This is a genomic window from Mesorhizobium sp. NBSH29 (assembly GCF_015500055.1).
Taxonomy (GTDB): Bacteria; Pseudomonadota; Alphaproteobacteria; order Rhizobiales; family Rhizobiaceae; genus Neomesorhizobium.
Map to the genome: position 1 here is coordinate 1,410,701 of NZ_CP045492.1, position 24,646 is coordinate 1,435,346.

24 protein-coding genes are annotated in these 24,646 nt (G+C 60.1%); 21 read left to right on the forward strand and 3 right to left on the reverse strand.

The genetic code is table 11. The features are described 5' to 3' along the window. Positions 1-6: 6 nt before the first annotated feature. The 11 genes from tsaB (at position 7) to trmB (ending at position 10,522) form a co-directional block, all read left to right on the forward strand. Positions 7-687 carry a tRNA (adenosine(37)-N6)-threonylcarbamoyltransferase complex dimerization subunit type 1 TsaB gene (gene tsaB / locus GA830_RS07000; protein WP_195164336.1) on the forward strand — a complete coding sequence of 227 codons (681 nt, stop codon included), beginning with the start codon at positions 7-9 and terminating at the stop codon, positions 685-687. Continuing rightward, positions 687-1,181, forward strand: a complete 495-nt coding sequence (locus GA830_RS07005; protein WP_195164825.1) for a GNAT family N-acetyltransferase — start codon at positions 687-689, stop codon at positions 1,179-1,181. Before tsaB ends, GA830_RS07005 begins: the two co-directional genes overlap by 1 nt. Positions 1,182-1,192: 11 nt before the next feature. Continuing rightward, positions 1,193-2,005 (forward strand): lysophospholipid acyltransferase family protein, encoded by an 813-nt coding sequence (locus GA830_RS07010; protein ID WP_195164337.1) that lies wholly within the window; start codon positions 1,193-1,195, stop codon positions 2,003-2,005. A gap of 46 nt (positions 2,006-2,051) precedes the next feature. Beyond that, positions 2,052-3,473, forward strand: a complete 1,422-nt coding sequence (gene miaB, locus GA830_RS07015) for a tRNA (N6-isopentenyl adenosine(37)-C2)-methylthiotransferase MiaB (protein WP_195164338.1) — start codon at positions 2,052-2,054, stop codon at positions 3,471-3,473. 15 nt (positions 3,474-3,488) lie between these two features. Continuing rightward, positions 3,489-4,517, forward strand: coding sequence for a PhoH family protein (locus tag GA830_RS07020; protein ID WP_195164339.1), 1,029 nt, complete (start codon positions 3,489-3,491; stop codon positions 4,515-4,517). 31 nt (positions 4,518-4,548) lie between these two features. Further along, positions 4,549-5,043 (forward strand): rRNA maturation RNase YbeY, encoded by a 495-nt coding sequence (gene ybeY, locus GA830_RS07025; RefSeq protein WP_195164826.1) that lies wholly within the window; start codon positions 4,549-4,551, stop codon positions 5,041-5,043. Between the two features lie 26 nt (positions 5,044-5,069). Then, positions 5,070-6,122 (forward strand): hemolysin family protein, encoded by a 1,053-nt coding sequence (locus tag GA830_RS07030; RefSeq protein WP_195164340.1) that lies wholly within the window; start codon positions 5,070-5,072, stop codon positions 6,120-6,122. A gap of 80 nt (positions 6,123-6,202) precedes the next feature. Next, entirely contained in the window at positions 6,203-7,795 is a 1,593-nt protein-coding gene (gene lnt, locus GA830_RS07035) for an apolipoprotein N-acyltransferase (RefSeq protein WP_195164341.1), read from the forward strand. 138 nt (positions 7,796-7,933) lie between these two features. Further along, entirely contained in the window at positions 7,934-8,350 is a 417-nt protein-coding gene (locus GA830_RS07040) for a helix-turn-helix domain-containing protein (RefSeq protein ID WP_195164342.1), read from the forward strand. A 169-nt stretch (positions 8,351-8,519) separates the two neighbouring features. Next, entirely contained in the window at positions 8,520-9,803 is a 1,284-nt protein-coding gene (gene metK / locus GA830_RS07045; protein ID WP_195164343.1) for a methionine adenosyltransferase, read from the forward strand. 17 nt (positions 9,804-9,820) lie between these two features. Then, a complete protein-coding gene (gene trmB / locus GA830_RS07050; protein WP_195164344.1) occupies positions 9,821-10,522 on the forward strand; it encodes a tRNA (guanine(46)-N(7))-methyltransferase TrmB in 702 nt (233 codons plus the stop codon). Here trmB and GA830_RS07055 read toward each other — a convergent pair. Both GA830_RS07055 and GA830_RS07060 read right to left on the reverse strand, forming a co-directional pair. After that, positions 10,519-11,907, reverse strand: coding sequence for a sensor histidine kinase (locus tag GA830_RS07055; protein ID WP_195164345.1), 1,389 nt, complete (start codon positions 11,905-11,907; stop codon positions 10,519-10,521). The two genes, trmB and GA830_RS07055, sit on opposite strands and share 4 nt — an antisense overlap. 2 nt (positions 11,908-11,909) lie before the next feature. Continuing rightward, positions 11,910-12,584, reverse strand: coding sequence for a response regulator transcription factor (locus tag GA830_RS07060; protein WP_195164346.1), 675 nt, complete (start codon positions 12,582-12,584; stop codon positions 11,910-11,912). 115 nt (positions 12,585-12,699) lie between these two features. Here GA830_RS07060 and GA830_RS07065 point away from each other — a divergent pair, with 115 nt between their 5' ends. The 4 genes from GA830_RS07065 to GA830_RS07080 all read left to right on the forward strand — a co-directional run bounded on the left by GA830_RS07065 (position 12,700) and on the right by GA830_RS07080 (position 16,993). Continuing rightward, on the forward strand, positions 12,700-13,779 hold the full coding sequence (locus GA830_RS07065; RefSeq protein ID WP_195164347.1) for an ABC transporter substrate-binding protein: 1,080 nt from the start codon (positions 12,700-12,702) through the stop codon (positions 13,777-13,779). A 260-nt stretch (positions 13,780-14,039) separates the two neighbouring features. After that, positions 14,040-14,984, forward strand: coding sequence for a Bug family tripartite tricarboxylate transporter substrate binding protein (locus GA830_RS07070; protein ID WP_195164348.1), 945 nt, complete (start codon positions 14,040-14,042; stop codon positions 14,982-14,984). Then, entirely contained in the window at positions 14,981-15,466 is a 486-nt protein-coding gene (locus tag GA830_RS07075) for a tripartite tricarboxylate transporter TctB family protein (RefSeq protein ID WP_195164349.1), read from the forward strand. The genes GA830_RS07070 and GA830_RS07075 overlap by 4 nt, the downstream gene beginning before the upstream one ends. Positions 15,467-15,475: 9 nt before the next feature. After that, a complete protein-coding gene (locus GA830_RS07080) occupies positions 15,476-16,993 on the forward strand; it encodes a tripartite tricarboxylate transporter permease (protein ID WP_195164350.1) in 1,518 nt (505 codons plus the stop codon). Between the two features lie 4 nt (positions 16,994-16,997). Here the strand turns inward: GA830_RS07080 and GA830_RS07085 are convergent, their stop codons facing one another. Next, on the reverse strand, positions 16,998-17,156 hold the full coding sequence (locus tag GA830_RS07085) for a hypothetical protein (protein ID WP_195164351.1): 159 nt from the start codon (positions 17,154-17,156) through the stop codon (positions 16,998-17,000). Between the two features lie 257 nt (positions 17,157-17,413). Between GA830_RS07085 and rimP the strand changes: the two genes are divergently transcribed. From rimP to truB, 6 genes are all read left to right on the forward strand, one after another. Further along, complete coding sequence (gene rimP / locus GA830_RS07090) at positions 17,414-18,043, forward strand: ribosome maturation factor RimP (protein ID WP_195164827.1); 630 nt, start codon at positions 17,414-17,416, stop codon at positions 18,041-18,043. A gap of 35 nt (positions 18,044-18,078) precedes the next feature. Further along, positions 18,079-19,677, forward strand: a complete 1,599-nt coding sequence (gene nusA / locus GA830_RS07095) for a transcription termination factor NusA (RefSeq protein WP_195164352.1) — start codon at positions 18,079-18,081, stop codon at positions 19,675-19,677. 29 nt (positions 19,678-19,706) lie between these two features. Next, positions 19,707-20,351, forward strand: coding sequence for an RNA-binding protein (locus GA830_RS07100; RefSeq protein WP_195164353.1), 645 nt, complete (start codon positions 19,707-19,709; stop codon positions 20,349-20,351). Beyond that, entirely contained in the window at positions 20,348-23,032 is a 2,685-nt protein-coding gene (infB, locus tag GA830_RS07105) for a translation initiation factor IF-2 (RefSeq protein ID WP_195164354.1), read from the forward strand. Before GA830_RS07100 ends, infB begins: the two co-directional genes overlap by 4 nt. 101 nt (positions 23,033-23,133) lie before the next feature. After that, positions 23,134-23,541, forward strand: coding sequence for a 30S ribosome-binding factor RbfA (rbfA, locus tag GA830_RS07110; protein ID WP_195164355.1), 408 nt, complete (start codon positions 23,134-23,136; stop codon positions 23,539-23,541). A 1-nt stretch (position 23,542) separates the two neighbouring features. Next, positions 23,543-24,517 carry a tRNA pseudouridine(55) synthase TruB gene (gene truB, locus GA830_RS07115; RefSeq protein WP_258045584.1) on the forward strand — a complete coding sequence of 325 codons (975 nt, stop codon included), beginning with the start codon at positions 23,543-23,545 and terminating at the stop codon, positions 24,515-24,517. Positions 24,518-24,646: the final 129 nt, after the last annotated feature.

Genomic DNA, 24,646 nt, shown 5'->3' on the forward strand with positions numbered 1-24,646 from the left:
GCGTCGATGATCCTGCTGGCCATCGATACCGCAGCCAATCTCTGTTCTGTCTGCCTCTACGATACAGAGGCAGAGGGAGTGCAGGCCGAGATCGTCAATGACATAGGCACCGGTCACGCCGAGCGTTTGGTGAGTGATATCGAGGACCTGCTGGCTCAGGCCGGGTTAGACTATGCGGCGCTGGACCGTATTGCTGTCAGCGTCGGCCCGGGATCGTTTACCGGCGTGCGCGTCGGCGTAGCCACCGCACGCGGCTTGTCTCTGGCTTTGAAAATCCCGGCCATAGGCATCACAACCATCGATGCGCTGGCAACTGAGGCGCGGCAGGCTTTTCCAGAGCGTCCGGTGCTTGTCGCCATCGATGCCCGCCGCGATGAGCTTTATACAGCATTCTTTGCAGCAGACGGGACGCGCACATCCCATGCGTCGGTTTCCAACCTTGAATCAGCTGGCGCGCGTGCGTCACAAGGCAATCCGGTTCTGACCGGTTCAGGCGCAAAACCTGTTGCGCAGTCAGTCGGTCGGGAATTCGATACAGCCAGCCACGCTGCCACAGCGCCCATTGCGGTGTTTGCCCGGCTTGCCGCTCAACGACCTATTGACGGACAAAAACCAAAGCCAGCCTATCTGCGCGCGCCCGATGCCAAGGCTCAGGCAGGATTCATCCTGCCGAGGAGTGGCGCATGATGCGCCTGCCGTTCCTTTCGCCGCGCAAGCGCGACTATGTGATCCTGCCGCTGGCAAGGAGCCACAGCGCTGCGCTGGCCGCCCTCCACCGCGACGATTTTTCCCGACCCTGGAGTGCCAACGAGTTCGACGATCTTCTGGCGCAGCACACCGTCTTTGGCTTTGCCGCCTTTGAGGCGGGTAAAGGCAAATCGGGTCCGGTCGGCTTCGCGCTGGCGCGGCTTGCCGCAGACGAGGCCGAAATACTGACAATTACGGTATCGCGCGCGCATCGCCGCCAGGGGCTTGGGCGGCAGATGATGGACGCCGTTCTGCGCCGGCTTCATACGGCAAGGGCCGAGGCGCTGTTTTTGGAAGTAGACGAGACAAATGCCCCGGCCATCGCGCTGTATCTCCGGCTGGCATTTCACGAAGTGGGAAAACGTCCGGCTTATTATCAGGGGCCAGACAATCGCAAGGCCAATGCATTGGTCATGCGCCGCGATCTGCGATAGCGCCCGCCGCGATGATGGGCTGGCTCCGCATCGGTGTCGCTTTGTCGGTGTTGGCCCTGACCTCCATTCTGCTGACGCCTGTTCAGTGGGCAATCCTGAAGACCGGACGCTTCAATCCGGCATTTCTGCCCCGCCTTTGGCACCGCATTGCCGTCAGGGTTTTTGGCCTGCGGATCAATGTCACGGGTGAGATATCGCTCCACAGACCTCTGCTGCTGGCCGCCAACCACATCTCGTGGACCGACATCATGGTTTTGGGGTCGCTGGGAGAGGTGGCCTACATCGCCAAATCAGATGTCGCCGGCTGGCCGATCTTTGGCACATTTGCGCGCATGCAGCGCACGATCTTTGTCGAGCGCCATCGTCGCGGCAAATCCAGCGATCAGGCTGTCGAGGTCGCAGACCGTTTGGCAGGCGACGACATAATCGTGCTGTTTGCCGAGGGTAGCACCGGCGACGGCAATCACATTCTGCCGTTCAAAAGCACGCTTTTCGGTGCTGCCCGGATGGTCGCTGGCGCCGATGAGGCAAAGACAGTGCTGATCCAGCCTGTGGCGATTGCCTATACAAGGCTGCAAGGCATGCCGATGGGACGCCAGCACCGGGGCGTAGCCTCATGGGTCGGTGATGCAGAACTCGTTCCGCACCTCGTTTCCCTGTTGCGGGAAAGGGCGATCGATGTTGACGTCGCCTTCGGCCCGGTCATCGAATTCACCGCCGGCAGTGACCGCAAGCATGTGACCCGTCAGGCAGAAAGTGCGGTTCGTGCCATGCTTCAGGATGCGCTGCGCCACCGGCAGCGCGCGGTACAAAAGCCGAGATAACAGAATCGACTGTTTTTTGTTGTCTGGAGGCGTTAAAAGCCCGGCCATGAACCTGAATGATACAATCGAAGACGATAAGGCCGCAGCCGGGCAAAGCGTGGGCGCAGTGCGTTCCGCTGGCAAAAAGGTATTTCTGAAGACCTATGGTTGCCAGATGAATGTCTATGACAGCCAGCGCATGAGTGATGCGCTCGCTGCCGACGGCTATTCCTCAACCGAGACGGTGGAGGATGCCGATCTGGTGCTGCTCAACACCTGCCATATTCGCGAAAAAGCAGCCGAGAAGGTTTATTCCGAGCTTGGCCGGCTGCGCGATCTCAAGGCCGAGCACGCAGCAGTGGGCCGCGAACTCACCATCGGCGTGGCCGGCTGCGTGGCGCAGGCCGAAGGCCGCGAGATATTGAGGCGTTCGCCAACAGTGGATCTGGTGATCGGACCCCAGACCTACCACCGTCTTCCCGATGCGCTGGCGCGTGTGCGCCGTGGCGAAAAAGTGGTCGAGACCGACTACGCGCTGGAGGACAAGTTCGAACATTTGCCGCAACCCACCCGGCGCGACATCGTCGCGCGCGGCGTGACAGCCTTCCTCACGGTACAGGAAGGCTGCGACAAGTTCTGCACATTTTGCGTGGTGCCCTATACGCGTGGTTCAGAAGTGTCTCGCTCCGTTGCACAGATTGTAGCAGAGGCAGAACAATTTGCTGCCGCCGGCGTGCGCGAGCTGACTTTGCTTGGCCAGAACGTCAACGCCTGGCATGGTGTAGGACCGCAGGGCGCGGATTGGGGCCTTGGCCAGTTGCTGGAGCGGCTGTCGCAAATTCCGGGTTTGACCCGGTTGCGCTACACCACCAGCCATCCACGCGACATGGATGATGCCTTGATTGCCGCCCATCGTGACCTGCCTGCCGTCATGCCCTATCTGCATTTGCCGGTACAGTCCGGTTCAGATCGAATCCTGAAAGCCATGAACCGGCGCCACACGGCAGCGGACTATCTTGCCCTGATCGATAAAATCCGTGCTGCCCGGCACGACATCGCACTGTCGGGAGATTTTATTGTGGGTTTTCCCGGCGAAACGGATGACGATTTTGAGGCCACGCTGAACCTCGTCCGGGCCGTGCGCTATGCGCAGGCTTACTCGTTCAAATACTCGCCGCGCCCCGGCACGCCGGGCGCCGATATGGCCGATCATGTGCCCGAATCCGTGAAAGATGCGCGCTTGCAGCGCCTTCAGGCTCTGCTTTCGGAACATCAGCGCGACTTTACCGTTTCCTCAGTTGGCAAAACAATGAGTGTGCTGATTGAGAAACCCGGACGTCTGCCGGGGCAACGCGTCGGGCGATCACCATGGCTCCAGCCGGTAATTGTTGATGAAACCGCCGGAGAAATCGGTGACATTATTGAAGTGCGAATCACCAGGGCCGGCCCCGCCAGCCTGTTCGCCGAGCCGGTCTCGAGCGCCGGCTAGAACAAGGAGAGACGGTTGAACGCCACCGAACTGAAGAACGTGTCCTCCGGGGCATCGGATATGGCGCATATCGTTCTAACATTCGACAACAACAAGCTGGCGAGTTCGCTTTACGGCCAATTCGACGAGAACCTCGCCCGCCTTGAACAGAAACTCGGCGTCGACATTCGTTCGCGCGGCAACCAGGTCACCATAAAGGGGACTGCGGTCGCCGCCGAACAGGCACGCCGCGCGCTGGATCATCTCTATGGTGTCCTGCAAAAGGGCGCGGAGATTGCCCAGTCTGACGTCGATGGCGCTGTCCGCATGGCCATCGCCGCTGACGACCAGATGACGCTGCCGACCCTTGAGCGCAAGGGTAAGATGGCAGCCGCCCAGATTGCCACCCGCAAGAAGACCATCTACGCGCGCTCGCTGAACCAGGACGCCTATATGCGGGCACTGGAACGCTCCGAACTCGCTTTTGGCATCGGTCCGGCGGGCACCGGCAAGACCTATCTGGCGGTCGCTTATGCCGCCATGCTGCTGGAACGGGGCATGGTCGAGCGGATCGTACTGTCACGCCCGGCGGTCGAGGCCGGCGAGCGGTTGGGCTTCCTGCCCGGCGACATGAAGGAGAAGGTCGATCCCTATCTGCGCCCGCTCTATGACGCGCTCTATGACATGATGCCCGCCGACAAGGTGGAACGCGCCATTGCAGCGGAGGTGATCGAGATCGCGCCACTCGCCTTCATGCGCGGTCGCACGCTGTCTCATGCCGCCGTTATTCTGGATGAGGCACAAAACACAACGCCGATGCAGATGAAGATGTTTCTGACCCGTCTTGGCGAAAACGCCCGGATGATCGTGACAGGTGACCCGACCCAGATCGATCTGCCGCCCAATACTAAGTCAGGGCTGGTCGAGGCGCTGCGCATCCTCGAAGGTGTGCCGGGCATCGTGACGGTGCGGTTCAACGAAACCGACGTTGTGCGACACCCGCTTGTCGCAGAAATCGTCCAGGCTTACGACCGTGACGGGAAGAAAGCGCGCGGCGCCGGATGAAACCATGACTAGGGCAAATAGCCCGAAGGTGATGCCCGGATCGGGCACCACCGTGCCGCTCGTTTCCATCGATGTGCTGGTTGAGACGGGCGACTGGCCGCCAGAACCAGCTCTCATCGCGATTGCTGATGCAGCTGTCAATGCTGCCTTCGCCGAGCTTGGCCTGACCGGATCAGCGACCGAACTCAGCCTGGTTTTTACGGATGACAGCCATATTCAGGCGTTGAACGGTGAATGGCGCGGCAAGGACAAGGCGACCAATGTTCTATCGTTCCCAGCCTTTCAACTCCGCAAAGGTGGCGCGCTTCCACCCATGCTTGGCGATGTCATTTTGGCTTTTGAAACGGTTTTTCGCGAGGCGACACTGGAACACAAGGCCTTTGACCACCATCTGAGCCACCTTCTGGTCCATGGCGTGCTTCATCTGCTGGGCTATGACCACGAAACGGAAGACGAGGCGGAAGAGATGGAAGGGCTGGAGCGGGCGATACTCGCACGGCTTGCCATTTGCGACCCCTACGCGTAACACGAAATTCCAATTAACGGACGACCATGAGCGACAGTAGCAAAACGGCCCCCGAACCTGAACCGGGCGGGGAAGCAAGAGCCTCCCGGCAATCGGACGAGGGTCCGAGTACGCCCGATCAGTCTTCCACCGAGCGTCCGACGCTCTTTGAAAGGCTGGCGGGACTTTTCCGGCAACGCAACGGCTCCAGCCTGCGCGACGATCTTGCCGATGCTCTGGCAGAAACTGCCGGCGGCGAAGAAGCCTTTTCTCCTGGCGAACGCGCCATGCTCAACAACATCCTGCGGCTGCGCGAGGTTCGCGTCGAGGATGTCATGATCCCCCGCGCCGATGTCGAGGCGGTCGAGATATCGACGCCGCTCAGCGAACTGATGAACGTGTTCGAGAAATCCGGACATTCGCGCATGCCGGTCTATGCCGATACGCTGGATGACCCGCGCGGCATGGTCCATATCCGCGATATCGTCGGCCATCTTACCCGCGTCGCTCGGGTCAAGAAGGGTCGCGCAACAAAGGCCAATGCCGGTAAGCCGGCGGAGCTTGATCTGTCCAAAGTGGATCTGTCGAAGTCTATCGGCGAGGTCAATCTGATCCGCAACGTGCTGTTTGTGCCGCCCTCCATGCTCGCATCCGACCTGATGGCGCGCATGCAGGCTGCGCGCACCCAGATGGCGCTGGTGATCGATGAATATGGCGGCACCGATGGTTTGGTGTCGCTGGAAGACATCGTCGAGATGGTTGTCGGCGACATCGAGGACGAGCACGACGAGGATGAGCCGCTGATCACCCAGACGGGCGACGGCATCTTCATCGTCGATGCCAAGGCCGAGATCGACGATGTCGCCGAAAAGATCGGCGACGACTTCAAGGCCGGTGAGCATGGCGATTATGTCGATACGATCGGCGGCATGATTTTCAACGCGCTCGGTCGTGTGCCGGTGCGCGGCGAGGTGGTGAATGCCATTCCAGGCTTCGAATTCCATGTTCTCGATGCCGATCCCCGCCGGGTGAAACGGGTGCGCATCGTGCACGATCCCAAGGGCGAGAAGAGACGCCGGATTCGCGAGCAACAGGCTTGACATACAACCTCAAGTAGTGAGTTTGTATGCTGGTGAGAGGCTGCTAAAGCTTGGCTCCTGATGAATCGCGGAAACCACGCATGAAACGCCTAGCCGGCCGAATAATTTTGCTTTGGGGTTGGCGCAGGGCTCTGGTTGCCTTTCTGGCCGGAGCGTTGGCCGTGCTCGGCCAGGCACCCTATGACTTCTTTGCCATCGGTTTCGTCTCTTTCCCCATTCTGGTTTGGTTGCTGGACGGCGCCACAGTCGAGCCACCCACCAGCTTCATCAAGCGCGCAATGCCGGCATTTGCCATCGGGTGGTGGTTTGGGTTCGGCTACTTTGTCACAGGCCTGTGGTGGGTAGGCAGTGCAATGCTGGTGGAAGCCGAGGCTTTCGCCTGGGCGTTGCCGCTAGCAGTGCTCGCGCTCCCGGCAGGGCTCGCAATCTTCTTCGGCCTGGCGACCTCGATTGCGCGGCTTTTCTGGAGCGGCAATATCGGCCGCATTGCCGCTCTGGCGTTCGGGTTTGGCCTTGCCGAATGGCTGCGTGCGACGGTGCTGACCGGCTTTCCCTGGAACCCGGTAGGGTACGCGGCGATGCCTATTCCCTTGCTGATGCAGTCGGTGTCGGTCATCGGGGTGACGGGGATGAACGCGTTAGCGGTGTTTGTGTTCGCGATGCCTGCTTTGTTGGCTTCAAATCGCACCCTCAAGACGGGTATCGCTGTCGCTCTGGGGTTGATGATCTTGCACGTCGGTTTCGGCGTGTGGAGCCTGACGCGCGAGGCGGCAGCGCCAGAAAGCATGTTGGCGGTTCGTATTGTACAGCCATCAACAGCTCAAAATGAAAAATGGGACCAAAATGTTCGCGATCGGATTTTCCGCACGATGCTGGAACTCTCGGCGCAGCCTACCGGGGAGGGTATAGACAAGCCGCAGCTGATCGTCTGGCCCGAAACTTCGGTGCCTTTCTTGTTCACAGACCGACCGGATGCGCTGGTTGCGATCGGCGAACTTCTGAGCCCGGGCCAGACGCTGATGGCCGGCGCGGTACGCGTCGAGGGGGCGGCAGGTGCCGGCGGTGAGCCCCGTTTTTACAACTCGGTCGTTGTGATTAACGATGCGGGCGAAATCACCGATGCGGTCGACAAGGTGCATCTGGTGCCATTCGGTGAATATCTCCCGTTCGAGGACGCGCTGGCGCGCGTGGGCATCAAGAAGATTGTCCAGTTTCCAATGACGTTTTCGGCTGGAACCGAACGTCATCCGGTTACCATTGCAAACGGCGTCCGGGCACTCGCCTTCATTTGCTACGAGATCATCTTTCCCAATCTGGCCCCAAGGGCGAACAACGTCGCAGATGTGATCATCAACGTGACCAATGATGCGTGGTTTGGAAATACGCCCGGTCCGTATCAGCATTTCAGGCAGGCACAGATACGTGCGGTTGAAACCGGAATGCCGGTAGTGCGCGCCGCCAACACCGGGATTTCCGGATACATCGACGGAAAAGGCCGAATCATTGACGCGCTTTCGATCAATGCTGCGGGTGTCGTTGACGCAATCGTGGCATTTACAAACGCGCCCGGTGAAAGCATTTTGTTCAGAGGGCACGCTGGACTATTAATTCTGGTTGTGTTGGCTCTCCTTGCAGGTGGAATGGCGCTGCGCGAACGGCTCAGAGTCAATTGACAGGACGTATATTAGAAATTCATATTGTATCGCTTCCTCGAAGCGTCGATTTACAGCGATCCTCTTTTCAGCTGGGGCTACTGAAATTGCTGAACGGTGGAAAAAAACTCAAAAAAGCCGTCAAACGGCGAGGGAAAAATGGTAGAAAATAAGAAAAAGCCTAACCCCATCGACATTCACGTGGGTAGCAGGATCCGCCTTCGTAGAAATATACAGGGCATGAGCCAGGAAAAACTTGGCGAAAGTCTAGGCATCACTTTCCAGCAGATTCAGAAATACGAAAAGGGCACAAACCGCGTTGGTGCCAGCCGCCTGCAGGCAATCGCATCAATTCTCAATGTCCCCGTGTCGTTCTTCTTCGAGGACGCTCCGGGTCATGAGGCGGCAAACCGCGGTGGCCTGGCTGAAGACAGCTCAACAGCGTACGTTGTCGATTTCCTGAGCAGCCCCGAAGGCCTTCAGCTCAATCGGGCGTTTGTCCGCATTGCCGATCCCAAAGTTCGCCGCAAGGTCGTTGATCTGGTCAAGGCGCTGGCAGCAGAAGACGAGGAATAAATGATACCTAGGACGCGCTTGAGGGAGCGCGTCCTAGGTATCAAGTTCCCATAGTTCTTGCATATTGGAAATGTGTTTCCTATTCCCGACTTGACGATGTCAGCGCGGGTTCGCTACACGGTTTGCGCCTGACCTGGCCTGCCGCTGGGTCTTTCGAGAGGGGACACCCGTGGCACGTAAGAATTATCTTTTCACCAGCGAATCCGTTTCTGAAGGTCATCCCGACAAGGTGTGTGACCGGATTTCTGACGAGATCGTCGATCTTGTCTACCGCGAAGCCAAGAAAACCGGCATGGACCCCTGGAAGGTGCGTGTTGCCTGCGAGACGCTGGCAACCACCAACCGTGTCGTCATCGCTGGCGAGGTGCGCGTCCCGGAAACCCTTTTGAAGAAGGGCAAGGACGGCGAAATCCTGAAGGATTCAGCGGGTCATCCCGTCGTTAATCCCAGCAAATTCAAATCCGTGGCGCGCAAGGCGATCCGCGAAATCGGCTATGAGCAGGACGGCTTCCATTGGAAAACCTGCAAGATCGACGTTCTCCTCCACGGCCAGTCGCCTGATATCGGCCAGGGCGTGGATAATGCTTCTGACAAGCAGGGCGAAGAGGGCGCGGGCGACCAGGGCATCATGTTCGGTTATGCCTGCCGCGAAACACCAGACCTGATGCCGGCGCCGATCTACTACAGCCACAAGGTCCTGGAACTGCTCGCCGCTGCCCGCCACGAAGGCACCGGTGACGCCGGCAAGCTCGGCCCCGATGCCAAGAGCCAGATCACTGTGCGCTATGTGGATGGCAAGGCGGCTGAAGTAACCCAGATCGTTCTCTCCACCCAGCACCTCGATGGCAGCTGGGATTCCAAGAAAGTGCGCCAGGTCGTTGAGCCCTATATCCGCGAAGCGCTGGGCGAACTGCACATCGCCGAGGATTGCAACTGGTTCATCAATCCGACCGGAAAGTTCGTCATCGGCGGTCCTGACGGCGATGCTGGCCTGACGGGCCGCAAGATCATCGTCGACACCTATGGCGGCGCTGCACCCCATGGCGGCGGTGCATTCTCCGGCAAGGACACCACCAAGGTGGACCGCTCGGCAGCATACGCCGCGCGCTATCTGGCCAAGAACGTGGTGGCAGCCAAGCTGGCTGATCGCTGCACCATCCAGCTGTCTTATGCGATCGGCGTTGCCCAGCCACTGTCGGTCTATGTCGATCTGCACGGCACCGGCACGGTGCACGAATCGAAGTTGGAGCGTGCGCTGCGTGAGGTGATGGATCTCTCGCCCTCCGGCATTCGCCGCCACCTGGACCTCAACAAGGCAATCTATGCCCGCACCGCCGCCTATGGCCATTTTGGCCGCAAGGCTGGCCGCGATGGGTCGTTCTCCTGGGAGAAGATCGATTTGGTCAAGGCGCTCAAGGAAGCTGTCGCTGCCGAGGAGCGCGCCGCAGCATAGGCTGTGGCGGCTTTGTGATGGCGGGCGAAGAACGGCGCAGCCGTGCCACCGAGGCCTTCTACGGGCGGCGGCACGGCAAAACGTTAAGGCCGCTCCAGGCGAATGCACTGGATGCGGTTCTACCCGATCTTGGAATTGACATCAGCACCCCAGCGCCGTCCGATTTGAGCGCGCTGTTTTCCGCTCCGATTACCGAGCTCCGTCTCGAGATCGGTTTCGGGGGCGGCGAGCATCTGCTTCACGATGCCATCCAGAACCCTCAATCCGGATTGATCGGGGTAGAGCCGTTCATCAACGGGATGGCCAAGCTGGCGACTGCACTGGCGGCGACGCCGCGTCCCAACATTCGACTCTATGACGAGGATGCAACCCGGCTGCTCGACTGGTTGCCCGAAGCCTCGCTCGACGCCATTGCGCTGCTCTATCCAGACCCCTGGCCAAAGAAAAAGCACTGGAAGCGCCGGTTCATCAGTCCGGTCAATCTCGACCGATTTGCCAAGGTGCTGAAGCCCGGTGGCCGCTTTCGCTTCGCCTCCGACATCGACACCTATGTGAACTGGACACTGCTTCACTGCGACGCTCACCCAGCTTTTGTCTGGAAAGCCTCAGATGCCAGCGACTGGCGCCAGCCTTACCCGGATTGGCCGGGCACCCGCTATGAGGCCAAGGCGTTGCGCGAGGGCCGCACACCGGCCTACCTGACTTTTCAACGCGTTTAGCGTTCTGGAATATAAGGCGCAAAGCTGATCCGGATACGCAGGCCACTGCCAGCTGAGCTGGTCGACAGCTCCATCCGGCCCCCAAACAGGCTGGCAATCTCGTCTACGATAGGCAGCCCTAGGCCGGCCCCCGGCTTGTTGTCCGATTGCCCGCGAACGAAACGATGCCGGACGGTTTGAAATTGATCACCGGAAATACCCGGTCCCGTATCCTCGATTTCAAATACGGCGGACCCTGCTGCGCTATAAACCTTGACCGTCGCTTCACTACCGCGACCGGCATAGGCGATGACATTCTCAATAAGGTTTCGGATCAATTCACTGAGCAGCATTGCCTCGCCTCTCACATGCAGCGACGGGCCACCTTCAAAACCGAGATCGATGCCCGCGAAATGGGCTTTGGAGATGTGGTCGCCGGTAACCGTCTGAGCCAGCTCGGTCAGGTTCACGGCGTCAAGGTTCAACAGGCGCTCCGATGCGGCCTCATCCACTTTGGCGAGCAACAGCAGTTGCGTGATAATGCGCTCGGCATGGACGACAGCGTCGTCACCGGTGCGGGCAGCGTCACGCGCCGCGTCGAGCGAAGTCGCCCGCGCAGCGAGTGCAAGCTGCGTGCGGATGATGGTGAGCGGAGTGCGCAACTGGTGACTGGCATTGCCGGTAAAATGGCGCATGCCACCCAGCGCCGAGCCCAGCCTGCTCATGAACGAATTGACCGTATCAACGAGGCTGCGAACCTCTCTTGGTACAGATTGGTCGATGGGGTGTAAATCGTTCGGGCTGCGCTGGGCAATCGCATCTCTGAGCCGGTCGAGTGGTTTGAGCGAAAAAGTGACGGCCAGCCACGCGATGGCGGCGGCACTTCCGATCAGGATTGCCAGACGCAGGGCGGAGCGCAGCAGGATGGATCGGGCGAGTTGATTGCGTGCGTCTGTGGTCTCCGCGATGGTGACCGCAAACTGCACCGAACTGGTGCCGGTGGAGGCCGTGCGGTGCAGAGTGCTCAGCCGGATGGGCTCGCCCCGGAACAGGCCGTCGGAATAGCTTGTGCCGCCACCGCCGGCCTGTTCGATAATGGGAAGGGTTTTGTAGCCGGTAATGAACCCATCGGGCCCATCGACACGGTAAAACACCCGGTCCTGCGCAGCAGACGTCAACATTTCGAGTGCGACATAAGGAATATCGACTTCAAGCTGTCCGTTTTCGGCGACAACAACCCGCTCGGCGATGGCCAGCGCCGAACCCGTCAACACCCGGTCTGACACCGCATTGGCGGTTCTCACGGCTTCCCGGTAGGTGTCGGCAAGCGCAACAATCCCAATGATCAGCAGCGGACCCATGAGCCAGGCCAGCAACCGTCCGCGCAGGGAGTTGGGCCAGCGCATCTTCACGTGCTGGATATAGGTTCGAGGTAATAACCAATACCGCGCGCCGTGCGCACCGTCAGTCCGTGCGGTGCCAGTCGTTTGCGCAGCCGGCTGACATATTGCTCGATGGCATTGGCGCTCAGATCCTCGTCAAAGCCAGCCAGAGATTCGATGATGGCCTGCTTGGCCACCACCCTTCCAGAGCGCATGAACAGCGTCTCAAGGAGCGCCAGTTCGCGGGCCGGAAGATCAATGACCGTTCCACCGGACGAAAAGCTCCGCATGGTGAGATCCAGTTGAACCGCTCCGAAGGTCACGGTCGAAGCCTTCACGCCGGCACGCCTTCGCAACAGGGTCCGCACCCGTGCTTCCAGTTCGCCGACATCGAAAGGCTTGATCATGTAGTCATCGGCGCCAAGGTCGAGACCCTTCACCCGCTCGCCTAGGGTCCCGCGTGCAGAAAGGATCAACACCGCTGCATCGTGCTGGCGGCCACGCATGGTACGCAGCACCTCCAGCCCGTCGACTTCGGGGAGGTTAAGATCCAGGATCACTAGGTCAAACCGCTCGGTATCGATTACCGCCAGCGCCGATGCGCCGTCGCCGACAACATCGACAGCGTAGCCGCTGTCCTTCAGAACCGCAGCTAGTCCATCAGCCAGTGTTCGGTTATCTTCTACAACAAGAATGCGCACGGATTATCTGGTTCCTCCCGGTTTTGGACGATGCCCCATTTGTCGCCCAAACGTCCAGAGCGTGCCTCAGCGGGCCCGTTGTGTTGCCAGAAGCGTTGGGGCATGGTCTGTCGCCATGCGCTTGTGCCTCATTTCTGCTCTTCTCGGCTTATCGGCTCTCGGCCTGTCGGTGGCTGCGCGAGCCGAAGTAACGCTTTATCCTGCGCTTGACCCCACGGCACCCCATCGCACGCTGGTCATCTACTCATCCCTCGACGCACCGCTGGCACGGCCCATGATCGATGGCTTCCAGGCAGCAAACCCTGACATCGCCGTGCGCTATGAGGATCTCCTCACCAACGAAATCTACGACCGGGTGGTCAGCGAGACGGAAGCGGGAACAGGCACCGCCGATCTGGCTTTTTCGTCGGCGATGGATCTGCAGGTCAAGCTGGCCAATGACGGCTATGCACAAGAAAGCCATCTCCCGCTTTCCGACCGGTGGCCGCGCTGGGCAAACTGGCGTGATACGGCATATGCGCTCTCCTTCGAGCCCGCCGTCTTTGTTTACCACAAGCCGAGTTTCAAGGATGTACCGCCGCCCTCGACGCGTGGACAGTTGGTGGAATATCTGAGGGCGCACGGCAACAGCGTATTCGGACGCATCGCCACCTACGACATCGAGCGCTCTGGCGTCGGCTTCATGTTCATGGCGCGCGATCAGGAGCAATATCCCGACATCTGGTCGGTGATCCGCGCCATGGGAGCGGCCGGGGTGAAACTCTACTCCACCAGTGGCGCAATCCTCGAACGGGTGTCGGATGGCAGGTTCGTTCTCGGCTACAACATCCTGGGCTCGTATGCGTCCTACTGGGCAGCGCGAAACCCGGACGTCGGGATCATCCTGCCGAAAGATTATACGGTCGTCATGTCGCGCATCGCGCTGGTGCCAAAGTCTGCAAAATCACCGGATCTCGGGCGGCGCTACCTCGATTATGCGATGTCGCCGCAAGGACAGACCGTGATGGCGCAGGAACTCAAGATGGCGGCGATCAATCCCGAAGTGTCGGGCGAGAACACCGCACGCGCGATGCAGGCGGAACTTGGAGGCCAGGTGCGGCTGGTTCCCGTCAGCCCGGAACTGATGGTCTACCTCGACGAGGTCAAGCGCGCTCACATCATCGAGCGCTGGAACGACACGCTGCGCAGCCCCTGATCGGTGCGGTGTGCAACAGTGCTGCCTCTGCGTCAGTCAGATGTCAGGTTGATGCCGTAAACAGTTCTGGCCTGTCCGTTGGAGGCGGTAAGGCCCGGAGGTTCGGGAGGACTTCAATTAAGCTTTGCAATGGCTGCCGGCAGCTTGGTCGGCATGTTCGCGCGCAGCTTGCGATCTCTTCCATCCTCATACCGGGTCGCCGCCAGGGCTGGCGTGAACAGAAATAGCTTTCCAGTCAGGAGAGCCCGGGAGGAACGAAGATGAACAAATTTGTTTTGGCATCAATTGTCACCGCTGCGTTTGCCATGCCGGCAGCCGCGGCCGACTACAAGATCATGGCCCCTGCTTCACCAGGCGGTGGCTGGGACCAGACCGCCCGCGCCATGCAGACTTCGATGCAGGATGAAAAGATTGCCGGCAATGTTCAGGTGGTCAACGTTCCAGGTGCTGGTGGCACGATCGGCCTGGCGCAGTTCGTTAATCAGGCGAAGGGCGACCCGACGCAGCTTATCGTCGGCGGCTATGTCATGGTAGGCGCCATCCTCACCAACAAATCACCCGTTACGCTGGATCAGGTAACGCCAATCGCGCGCCTGACCGGCGAGTATGAAGCGCTGGTGGTTCCAGCCAAGTCCGACATCAAGGACATGGCCGGCCTCGTGGAAAAACTGAAAGCTGATCCGGGTTCAGTGTCGTGGGGCGGTGGCTCTGCTGGCGGCACCGATCACATCACCGCCGGGCTGATCGCCAAGGCAGTCGGCGTTGATCCGACCAAGGTCAACTACATCGCCTTTTCCGGCGGCGGCGAAGCGCTTGCGGCCATTCTGGGCGGTCAGGTCACCGCTGGCATTTCCGGCTACGGCGAATTCGAATCGCAGATCAAGGCTGGCGAACTGCGCCTGATAGGCATTTCATCCGACGAAAAGATCGACGGCATTGATGCGCCGACCTTCAAGGAAGCAGGCGTCGACGTGTCGATCCAGAACTGGCGCATGATTGCCGCCGCGCCTGGCCTCAGCGATGAGCAAAAGGCTGCCGTGACTGCCGACATCGAGAAGATGGCGACCTCAGCTGCCTGGACGAAAATACTCGCCGACAAGGGTTGGGCCAACACCTTCCTGGCTGGCGATGCCTTCACCGCGCAGCTGAAGAAGGACACCGAAGCCACCTCGGCAATCCTGAAAGACATCGGCCTCGTGAAATGAGCCAGGCGCCACAACGCCAGCGCCGCCCTGACAGGGCGGCGTTCATCATTGCTCTGGCGCTGGCGCTTGTCGCTGGCGTCATCACATGGAGTACATCGAACATGGGCACCGGTGGTGCCTATTCGCAGGTAGGCCCGGCGACATTCCCCTACGTAATTGCTGCCATCCTGTTTGTGCTGGCAATACTCACCACCATTTCTGCCTGGCGCGGTGATTTCCCCAACCGCCCGCCTGAAAACGTATCGCCCGTCATCTGGATTGTCGGCGGTCTCGTAGTCCAGATGCTGCTTCTCGATCTCGCGGGTTTTGCCATAGCAACAGGCTTCCTGTTTGCCGCAACCGCGCGGGCTTTTGGCCGCGGACCACTCTGGTTCACGCTGCCGATAGGCATCGTGCTGTCATTCGTCATCTGGGTGATCTTTGCCAAGGGTCTGCAGCTGTCGCTTCCCTCGGGGCCCATTGAACAGCTGATCTTCTCTTAGGAATCCGAAATGGAAACATTCGTTCTTCTTGGACATGGATTCCTGACGGCGCTGGAGCCGTGGAATTTGTTCTATGCGCTGATTGGCGTCACGCTTGGCACCGCTGTGGGTGTGCTGCCGGGTATCGGCCCCGCGCTGACAGTGGCCCTGCTCTTGCCGGTGACCTACAAGCTGGACCCGGCAGGCTCCCTGATTATGTTTGCCGGTATCTATTATGGTGGCATGTATGGCGGATCGACCACCTCCATCCTGCTTAACACGCCCGGCGAAAGCGCCTCCATCGTGACGGCACTCGAGGGCAACAAGATGGCCCGCAAGGGCCGTGGTGGCCCAGCGCTTGCAACCGCCGCGATAGGGTCATTCGTCGCCGGCCTGATTGCCACAATGGGTCTGGCGTTGATAGCGCCCACGATCGTCAAGCTGGCGCTCTCGTTCGGTCCCGCCGAATATTTTGCCCTGATGGTGCTGGCTTTCATGACCGTGTCGGCTGCCTTCGGCGATTCCTCGCTGCGCGGACTGACCGCCCTTTTCATCGGGCTGGCGCTCGGCCTGATCGGCATTGATCTTCAAACCGGGCAGGCGCGGCTCTCGTTTGGGATACCGGATCTGCTGGACGGTATTGAGGTCACGACGCTCGCAGTCGCCATGTTTGCCATCGGCGAGACCTTGAGCGTTGCAGCATCAAAAGCTTCGGCCGATGAAAAGATCGAGCCGGTCAAAGGTTCGGTCTGGATGAACCGCGAGGACTGGGCGCGCTCGTGGAAACCATGGCTGCGTGGCACTGCGATCGGCTTTCCAATCGGTGCCATGCCGGCAGGCGGCGCGGAGATTGGAACGTTTTTGTCCTATTCGGTGGAAAAGCAGCTCTCCACCAAACCGGAAGAATTCGGCCATGGCGCCATCGAAGGCGTGGCAGGCCCGGAAGCGGCCAACAATGCCTCGGCTGCCGGAACGCTGGTGCCGCTGCTGACGCTCGGCCTGCCAACGACTGCAACGGCAGCGATCATGCTTGCCGGGTTTCAGCAGTTCGGGCTGCAGCCCGGTCCGCTCCTCTTTGCGAACAATTCGGAGCTGGTATGGGGTCTGATTGCCAGCCTTCTGGTCGCCAACTTCATGCTTCTGGTACTCAACCTTCCGCTGATCGGTCTGTGGGTTCGGCTGCTGTCGATACCCAAGCCGTGGCTCTACGCGGGAATTCTGGTGTTCGCCACGCTCGGCACCATCGGCGCCAATCCGTCTGCGTTCGAGCTTGGAATGCTGCTCGCGTTTGGCCTGATGGGCTATGCCCTGCGGCGATTCGGCTATCCCATAGCGCCGGTGGTGGTTGGCTTGATATTGGGGCCGATGGCCGAGCAGCAACTGCGCCGTGCTCTGTCCATCAGTCAGGGCGACCCGATGACACTGATCAACTCGCCGATATCCATCGGTCTGCTGACGCTGGCGGTTGCCGCCGTCGTCGTGCCGCTGGTGCTACGCGCCCGCGGCAAGGGCAAGGTGCTGTCGCAACTTGCCAGCGATGAGGATTAAGCCGTTAGCGGCGGATGCGGTCGAAGGCTTCAGTGTTGATGCCAAGAGTGCGCAGGTCGCGGGCACGCGGCTTGCGGCCATTCTCGACGGCACTGGAGACGGCGATGGCGCTGCCAAAAATGGCGAAGAATTCGTTGAATGCGTTGAGCGTACGGCTGGTCATTTGAAATTCCTTTTATTGTGCATTGCACAAAAGATAGGAAGTTTAGGTGCGATGCGCCATAGCTGCTGGCGCAACGGTGCCCTGCCGGGGGTGCACGGCTGTGGGCACCTGCTACACGTATCCAAGTGCGGGCTTGAAAATCGCTGCCGCTTCCGTTATCTACGCGACATATTCTTGGTCGGCATGACGAAGAGTGGGTCCACCCGGTCCCGCTCTTTTTTGTTACCTGCCGCAGACTCGGAGAAATGATGAGCGACATGACGGCTTCCGACGCAAAAGGTGACGACCGTATCGTCCGCGAAAGCGGGATGGATGCGCGCGTCGCGGCAATCGTCGAGCCTGTATTGCGTGCCATCGGTTTTCAGCTGGTTCGGATCAAGCTGTCGGGTCAGAACGGCCTCACCTTGCAGATCATGGCTGAACGCCAAGATGGCACCATGACTGTCGAGGACTGCGAGGAAGTCAGCCGCGCCGTGTCGCCGGCTCTCGACGTCGAGGATCCTATCGACAAGGCTTATCATCTTGAAATCTCGTCACCGGGCATTGATCGTCCGCTTGTGCGGATTTCCGATTTTGCCAATTGGGCCGGCCATGAAGTGAAGATGGAAACATCGACGTTGGTGGCCGAGCGCAAGCGCTTTAAAGGAAAAATCCTGGAAGCCGGCGCCGATGCGGTTTTGATCGAACGCGAGAAGGTCGATGATGAGGTCGGGGCGTCGATCCGCGTTCCTTACGACACGATTGCCGAGGCTCGGTTGATCCTCACCGACGACCTCATTCGCGACGCGTTGCAAAAAGACAAGAAGGCCCGCCAGGAAGCCAAAAAGCGTCGCGGCGAGCCAATTGAAGACAACGACAACGACGACGAAGACAACGAAATCGAATAGGCCCCGCGTCAAGCGGGTTTCTCAAGGAGAGAACCATGGCAGTCAGTGCAAACAGGCTGGAGCTCTTGCAGATCGCAGACGCGGTTGCGCGCGAAAAGTCGATCGACAAGGAAATTGTCATCGCGGCAATGGCCGACGCTATCCAGAAGGCAGCGCGCTCGCGTTACGGTCAGGAGACCAACATTCGCGCAGACATCAACCCGAACACCGGCGAGATGAAGCTGCAGCGCCTGATGGAAGTCGTCGACGCGGTCGAGGACTATGCCCGCCAGATCGCGCTCTCCACAGCGCGCGAGCGCAACCCTGATGCGCAGGTTGGTGATTTCATCGCCGAGCAGCTGCCGCCGATGGATTTCGGCCGCATCGCAGCCCAGTCCGCCAAGCAGGTCATCGTGCAGAAAGTGCGCGAAGCCGAGCGCGACCGTCAGTTTGACGAATACAAGGACCGCATCGGCGAGATCGTCAACGGCACCGTCAAGCGCGTTGAATATGGCAATGTGATCGTCGACCTCGGTCGAGGTGAAGCCATCATCCGCCGCGACGAACTGATCCCGCGCGAAAACTACAAATATGGCGACCGTGTCCGCGCCTATGTCTACGACGTGCGCCGCGAACAGCGCGGCCCGCAGATTTTCATGTCGCGCACCCATCCGCAGTTCATGGCCAAACTTTTCACCATGGAAGTGCCCGAAATCTACGACGGCATTATTGAGATCAAGTCGGTCGCCCGCGATCCTGGCTCCCGCGCCAAGATTGCCGTCATCTCGCGTGACAGCTCGATCGATCCTGTCGGCGCCTGCGTCGGTATGCGTGGTTCGCGCGTTCAGGCCGTGGTCGGCGAATTGCAGGGCGAAAAGATCGACATCATTCCCTGGTCGCAGGATGCTGCTTCCTTCATCGTCAACGCACTTCAGCCCGCTGAAGTCGCGAAGGTGGTTCTGGATGAGGACGCCGAGCGTATCGAGGTTGTGGTCCCTGACGACCAGCTTTCGCTGGCCATCGGCCGTCGCGGTCAGAACGTCCGCCTTGCCTCGCAGCTGACCGGCTGGGACATCGACATCTTGACGGAAGAAGAAGAATCGCAGCGCCGCCAGAAAGAATTCGTCGAGCGCTCGACCCTGTTCATGGAAGCGCTGAATGTCGACGAGATGGTCGGCCAGGTCCTTGCTTCGGAGGGCTTTACCAGCGTTGAGGAAGTAGCCTTCGTGAATGCCGACGAGATTGCTACGATCGACGGCTTCGACGAAGACACTGGCAGCGAGATCCAGGCGCGCGCCCGTGAATATCTCGAGCGGATTGAAAATGAGCACGACGCCAAGCGTACCGAACTCGGCGTGGCCGATGAACTGCGCGAAATTGCCGGCATCACCACCGCGATGATGGTGACGCTAGGTCAGGACGGCGTAAAGACCGTCGAAGATTTCGCCGGTTATGCGGTCGATGATCTTGTCGGCTGGAAAGAGCGCAAGGACGGCGAGACCCAGAACTTCCCGGGCGTCCTGGCAGACCACGCTGTGTCGCGCGCCGATGCCGAGCAGATGGTTCTTGCTGCACGCCTCAAGGCAGGCTGGATCACGGCAGACGAGGTGGTCGCCGAGGAAGAAGAGACCGTCGAAGAAACCAGCGATGCGTGACGTGAGCGGGTGCCGGAACGGAGACCCACTTGAAAGAAGCAATCGAGCGCACATGTATAGTGAAGCGCCAGGCCGCCGAGCCGGATGATCTGATCCGTTTCGTTGTTGGCCCGGATGCATCCGTCGTTCCTGATCTGAGGCGAAAGCTCCCGGGTCGCGGTTGCTGGGTTACAGCCAATCGCGAAATGGTTGATCGGGCGGCTTTGAAAAGCCACTTTGAGCGAGCGTTCAAGACCAAGGTCGTGGTACCTGCTGATCTGGGTCTGATGGTTGATGGGCTGCTGGTGCGTGCGGCTTTGGGTGCGCTGGGTTTGGCGCGCAAAGCAGGTGCCATCGGCCTTGGGGCGACGAAAGTCGAAAGTTCGGTGCGCTCCGGCAAGGCGCTTGCGGTGCTTCATGCCTTTGAAGCGTCAGAAGACGGGGTCCGGAAGATCAGCCAGGCCCGCCGCGCTGTGGTCCATATGGAGGGCCCGGACACTCCCGCTTACAAACTTTTTTCGGAGTCCGAATTGGGTTTGGCAATCGGGGGTACAAATGTGATACATGCTGCCGTTCTCGCTGGTGAAGCGGGAAAAGCGGCGCTCAAGCGCATGGTTGCGCTTGACCGATATCGGGGCGGTACCCCGGGTAACCGGCTGACGGTTGCGGCACCCGCTGCAGAGGATACGGAATGAGCGATACCAAATCTGACGACGACAAGACGCTGAGCGTCGCCCCGAAGAAGACACTGACCTTGAAGCGTCCCGGTATGGAGCAGGGAACGGTTCGGCAGAGCTTTTCGCATGGGCGCACCAAGGCGGTCGTTGTAGAGACCAAGAAGCGAAAGTTTTCGATGCCCGGTGACAAGGTGGAGGCAGCGCCCGCTGCTTCGGTCTTCCAGCCGAAGCCCGCACCTGTTGCGGCAGCACCAGCACCAGCACCAGCACCGGCACCTTCACCTGCACCGGCACCTGTCCAAGCTGCGGCTCCAGCCCCGGTACCAGCCCCGGCACCCGCGCCCGCACCAACTCCGGCGCCGATTGTTGCCGCTCCCGTTGTTCAGGAAACGCCCAGGTCGAAGCCTCAGAAAGCCCCTGAAAGGCTGGTCCTGAACGTACTTTCCACCGAGGAGATGGATGCCCGCCGCCGCGCGCTGGAAGGGTCGAAAGTGCGCGAGGTCGAAGACCGCAAGCGTGCCGCGGATCAGGCCCAGCGCCGTTCTGAGGATGATGAGCGCCGCCGCACAGAGCGCGAAGAATCCGCGCGCCGGCAGGCCGAGGAAGAAGCTCGCCTGTTGAAGGAAGCCGAAGCCAGCCGCCGTGCTGAAGAAGAAGCGCGTCGCCGTTCTCCGCAGGCTGCTGATCGCACTGCTGGTGATGAGGAGGGTGAAAAGCCAAAGCGGCTTCCGCTCGGTGTTCCGATCCGTCGTCCCGCTGCTCCTGAAATCGTCCGCCCGGCCAAGCCGAAGGGCGAGGAGGACCGCCGTCGCGGCAAGCTCACGCTGAACACCGCACTGTCGTCGGAAGACGGCGCGGCGCGCACGCGTTCGCTGTCGGCGATGCGTCGACGTCAGGAAAAATTCAAGCGCGCAATGCATAATGAGCCGCGCGAGAAAGTTCTTCGCGAAGTGATTCTGCCGGAAACCATCACCATCCAGGAACTGGCGGCCCGCATGTCGGAGCGCGCCGTGGACGTGGTGAAATACTTTATGAAGCAGGGCCAGATCCTGAAGCCGGGCGATGTGATCGACGCTGACACTGCCGAGCTGGTGGCGTCGGAATTCGGCCACACGGTGCGTCGTGTTGCCGAATCCGACATTGAGGAGGGCCTGTTCAACATTGCCGACCGTTCAGAGGATCTTGTATCCCGGCCGCCGGTCGTTACGATCATGGGTCACGTCGATCACGGCAAGACGTCGCTGCTCGACGCAATCCGCAGTGCCAAGGTTGTCGCCGGCGAAGCAGGTGGCATCACCCAGCACATCGGCGCCTATCAGGTCGAAAAGAACGGCCAGCTGATTACCTTCATCGATACACCCGGCCACGCGGCCTTCACCGCCATGCGTGCACGCGGTGCACAAGCTACCGACATCGCCATTCTGGTTGTGGCGGCTGATGACAGCGTGATGCCGCAGACAATTGAATCGATCAGCCATGCCAAGGCGGCAAATGTGCCGATCATTGTTGCCATCAACAAGATCGACAAGCCGCAGGCCGACGCCCAGAAGGTGCGCACGCAGCTTCTGCAGCACGAGGTCTTCGTGGAATCCATGGGCGGTGAGGTGCTTGACGTTGAAGTATCTGCCACCAAGGGCACCAACCTCGACAAGTTGCTCGAAGCCGTGCTGCTGCAGGCCGAACTGCTCGATCTCAAGGCAAACCCCGACCGTACGGCCGAGGGCGTGGTCATTGAGGCCAAGCTCGACAAGGGCCGTGGCCCGGTCGCAACCGTTCTGATCCAGACGGGTACCCTGATGCCAGGCGACATTCTTGTCGCAGGCAATGAGTGGGGCCGCGTTCGTGCGCTGATCGACGACACTGGCAAGCAGATCAAGGAAGCACCACCGGCGATGCCGGTTGAGGTTCTTGGCCTTCAGGGCACACCGCTTGCGGGCGACCGCTTTGCCGTCGTCAACAATGAGGCACGTGCTCGCGAGATCACCGAATATCGCCAGCGGCTTGCCCACGACAAGGCAGTTGCAAAGCATGTAGGACAGCGCGGTTCACTCGAACAGATGATGTCCCAGTTGCAGGCCAGCGGGTTGAAAGAATTCCCGCTCGTCATCAAGGGCGACGTGCAGGGTTCGGTGGAAGCCATCGTTGCTGCGCTGGATAAGCTCGGCACTGAAGAAGTGCGCGCCCGTATCGTCCATTCGGGCGCCGGCGGCATCACCGAGAGCGACATCTCGTTGGCTGAAACTTCTGGTGCTGCGCTGATCGGTTTCAACGTGCGTGCAAACCCGCAGGCCCGTGCAGCAGCTGCCGCGGTCGGCCTCGAAATCCGCTACTACAACATCATCTACAATCTGGTGGATGACGTGAAAGCGGCGATGTCGGGACTTCTGTCGCCGGAGCGTCGCGAGACCTTCATCGGCAATGCCGAAATTCTGGAAGTGTTCAACATCACCAAGACCGGCAAGGTCGCGGGTTGCCGCGTTACCGAGGGCAAGGTCGAGCGTGGCGCAGGCGTGCGTCTGATCCGCGACGACGTTGTCATCCACGAAGGCACGCTGAAAACATTGAAGCGCTTCAAGGACGAAGTAGCCGAAGTGCCAGGCGGCCAGGAATGCGGTATGGCGTTCCAGAACTATGAAGACATGCGCGTTGGCGATGTCATCGAGTGCTTCCGCGTCGAGATGGTGACTCGTACGCTCTAGGCGCGACACCGCAATTCGCGATGGCGGGTTCGCCGCCATCGCAGCAACGAAACATGGTGCGTGGTTCGATCCCGCCCGCCACGATTTCAGGAACGATGAACATGGCAAAATCTCCATCTTCTGGTCCCTCGCAGCGCATGCTTCGCGTGGGCGAGCAGGTCCGGCATGCCCTTTCGGAAGTGCTTCACCGCAGCGAAATTCGCGACCCCTTGATTGCGAGCACCGTCATTTCCGTGTCCGAGGTGCGGATGTCGCGCGATCTTAAAATAGCGACGGTCTTCATCACGCCCGTGGGTGCTTCCGAGGGCGATGCGATTATCAAGGCGCTTGCGCAAAACGCAAAATTCATCCGGGGCCGCATCTCCGGCGCGCTTAGCCAGATGCGATTTATGCCGGAATTGCGGTTCAGGCTGGACACCAGCTTCGACAATATGGCGCGCATCGATGAGCTGCTGCGCTCGCCTGAAGTCGCCCGCGATCTGGAACCTGATACCAGCAAGGATGACTAGAGTGCGACGTGGCAAGAAAAAGGGCCGGCCGATATCCGGCTGGCTGGTGTTCGACAAGCCGGTGGGGATGGGCTCGACCGATGCCGTCTCGAAGATAAAGTGGCTTTTCAATGCCGAAAAGGCTGGCCATGCCGGCACGCTTGATCCGCTCGCATCAGGCATGCTCCCGATCGCGCTTGGCGAAGCCACAAAAACAGTTCCCTATGTCATGGACGGCACCAAGGTCTATCAGTTCACCGTCGCCTGGGGCGAAGAACGCTCTACCGACGATCTGGAAGGCCCGGTAACGAAAACCTCCGACATTCGCCCCGACGAGGCCGCGATCCGTGCGCTGCTGCCAAAATATACCGGTGTGATCCAGCAAATCCCGCCGCAGTTCTCAGCCATCAAGATCGAGGGCCAACGCGCCTACGATCTGGCGCGTGAGGGCGAGACGGTTGATATTCCAGCCCGCGAGGTTGAGATCGATCGCCTTGATCTGGTGGAGATGACGGCTGAAGGCCACGCAGTTTTCGAGGTCGAATGCGGCAAGGGCACCTATGTGCGCTCGCTCGCCCGCGACATGGGCCGGGATCTTGGATGCTATGGCTATGTTGCGCTCCTCAGGCGCTCCGAAGTCGAGCCTTTCACCGCCGAAGATTTCGTCACGTTGGCCGAACTGGAAGCTGTGGCACCACCGCGCCCGCAAAAAAGCGAAGACGGCGAGCCCCAACCTTTCGCGCCCGACATCAGTGAACGCTATGCAAAGCTGGACGGTTTGCTGGTCGACACCGGCGCTGCGCTCGACTGCCTGCCGCAGGTCGCACTGACCGATGAGGCCGCAGCCAAGATCAGGCTTGGCAACCCGGTGGTGATCCGCGGGCGCGATGCGCCGGTGGAGGCGGACGAAGCCTGCGCTACCGTCCGCGGCAAGCTGGTTGCCATAGGCGCGGTGGAAGCCGGGATATTCAAGCCAAAGCGTGTTTTCGCCGGTTGAGACCAACCCGCGCCGGCACTTGCCTGATTCCGATTGGCACTAGCGTTTGAAGGCATTTTCGCTTATATGCGCCGCAACGTGGCCCAACATGGCCACGTCCACTGGCCCCTGCTGGACGACATCCCGGCT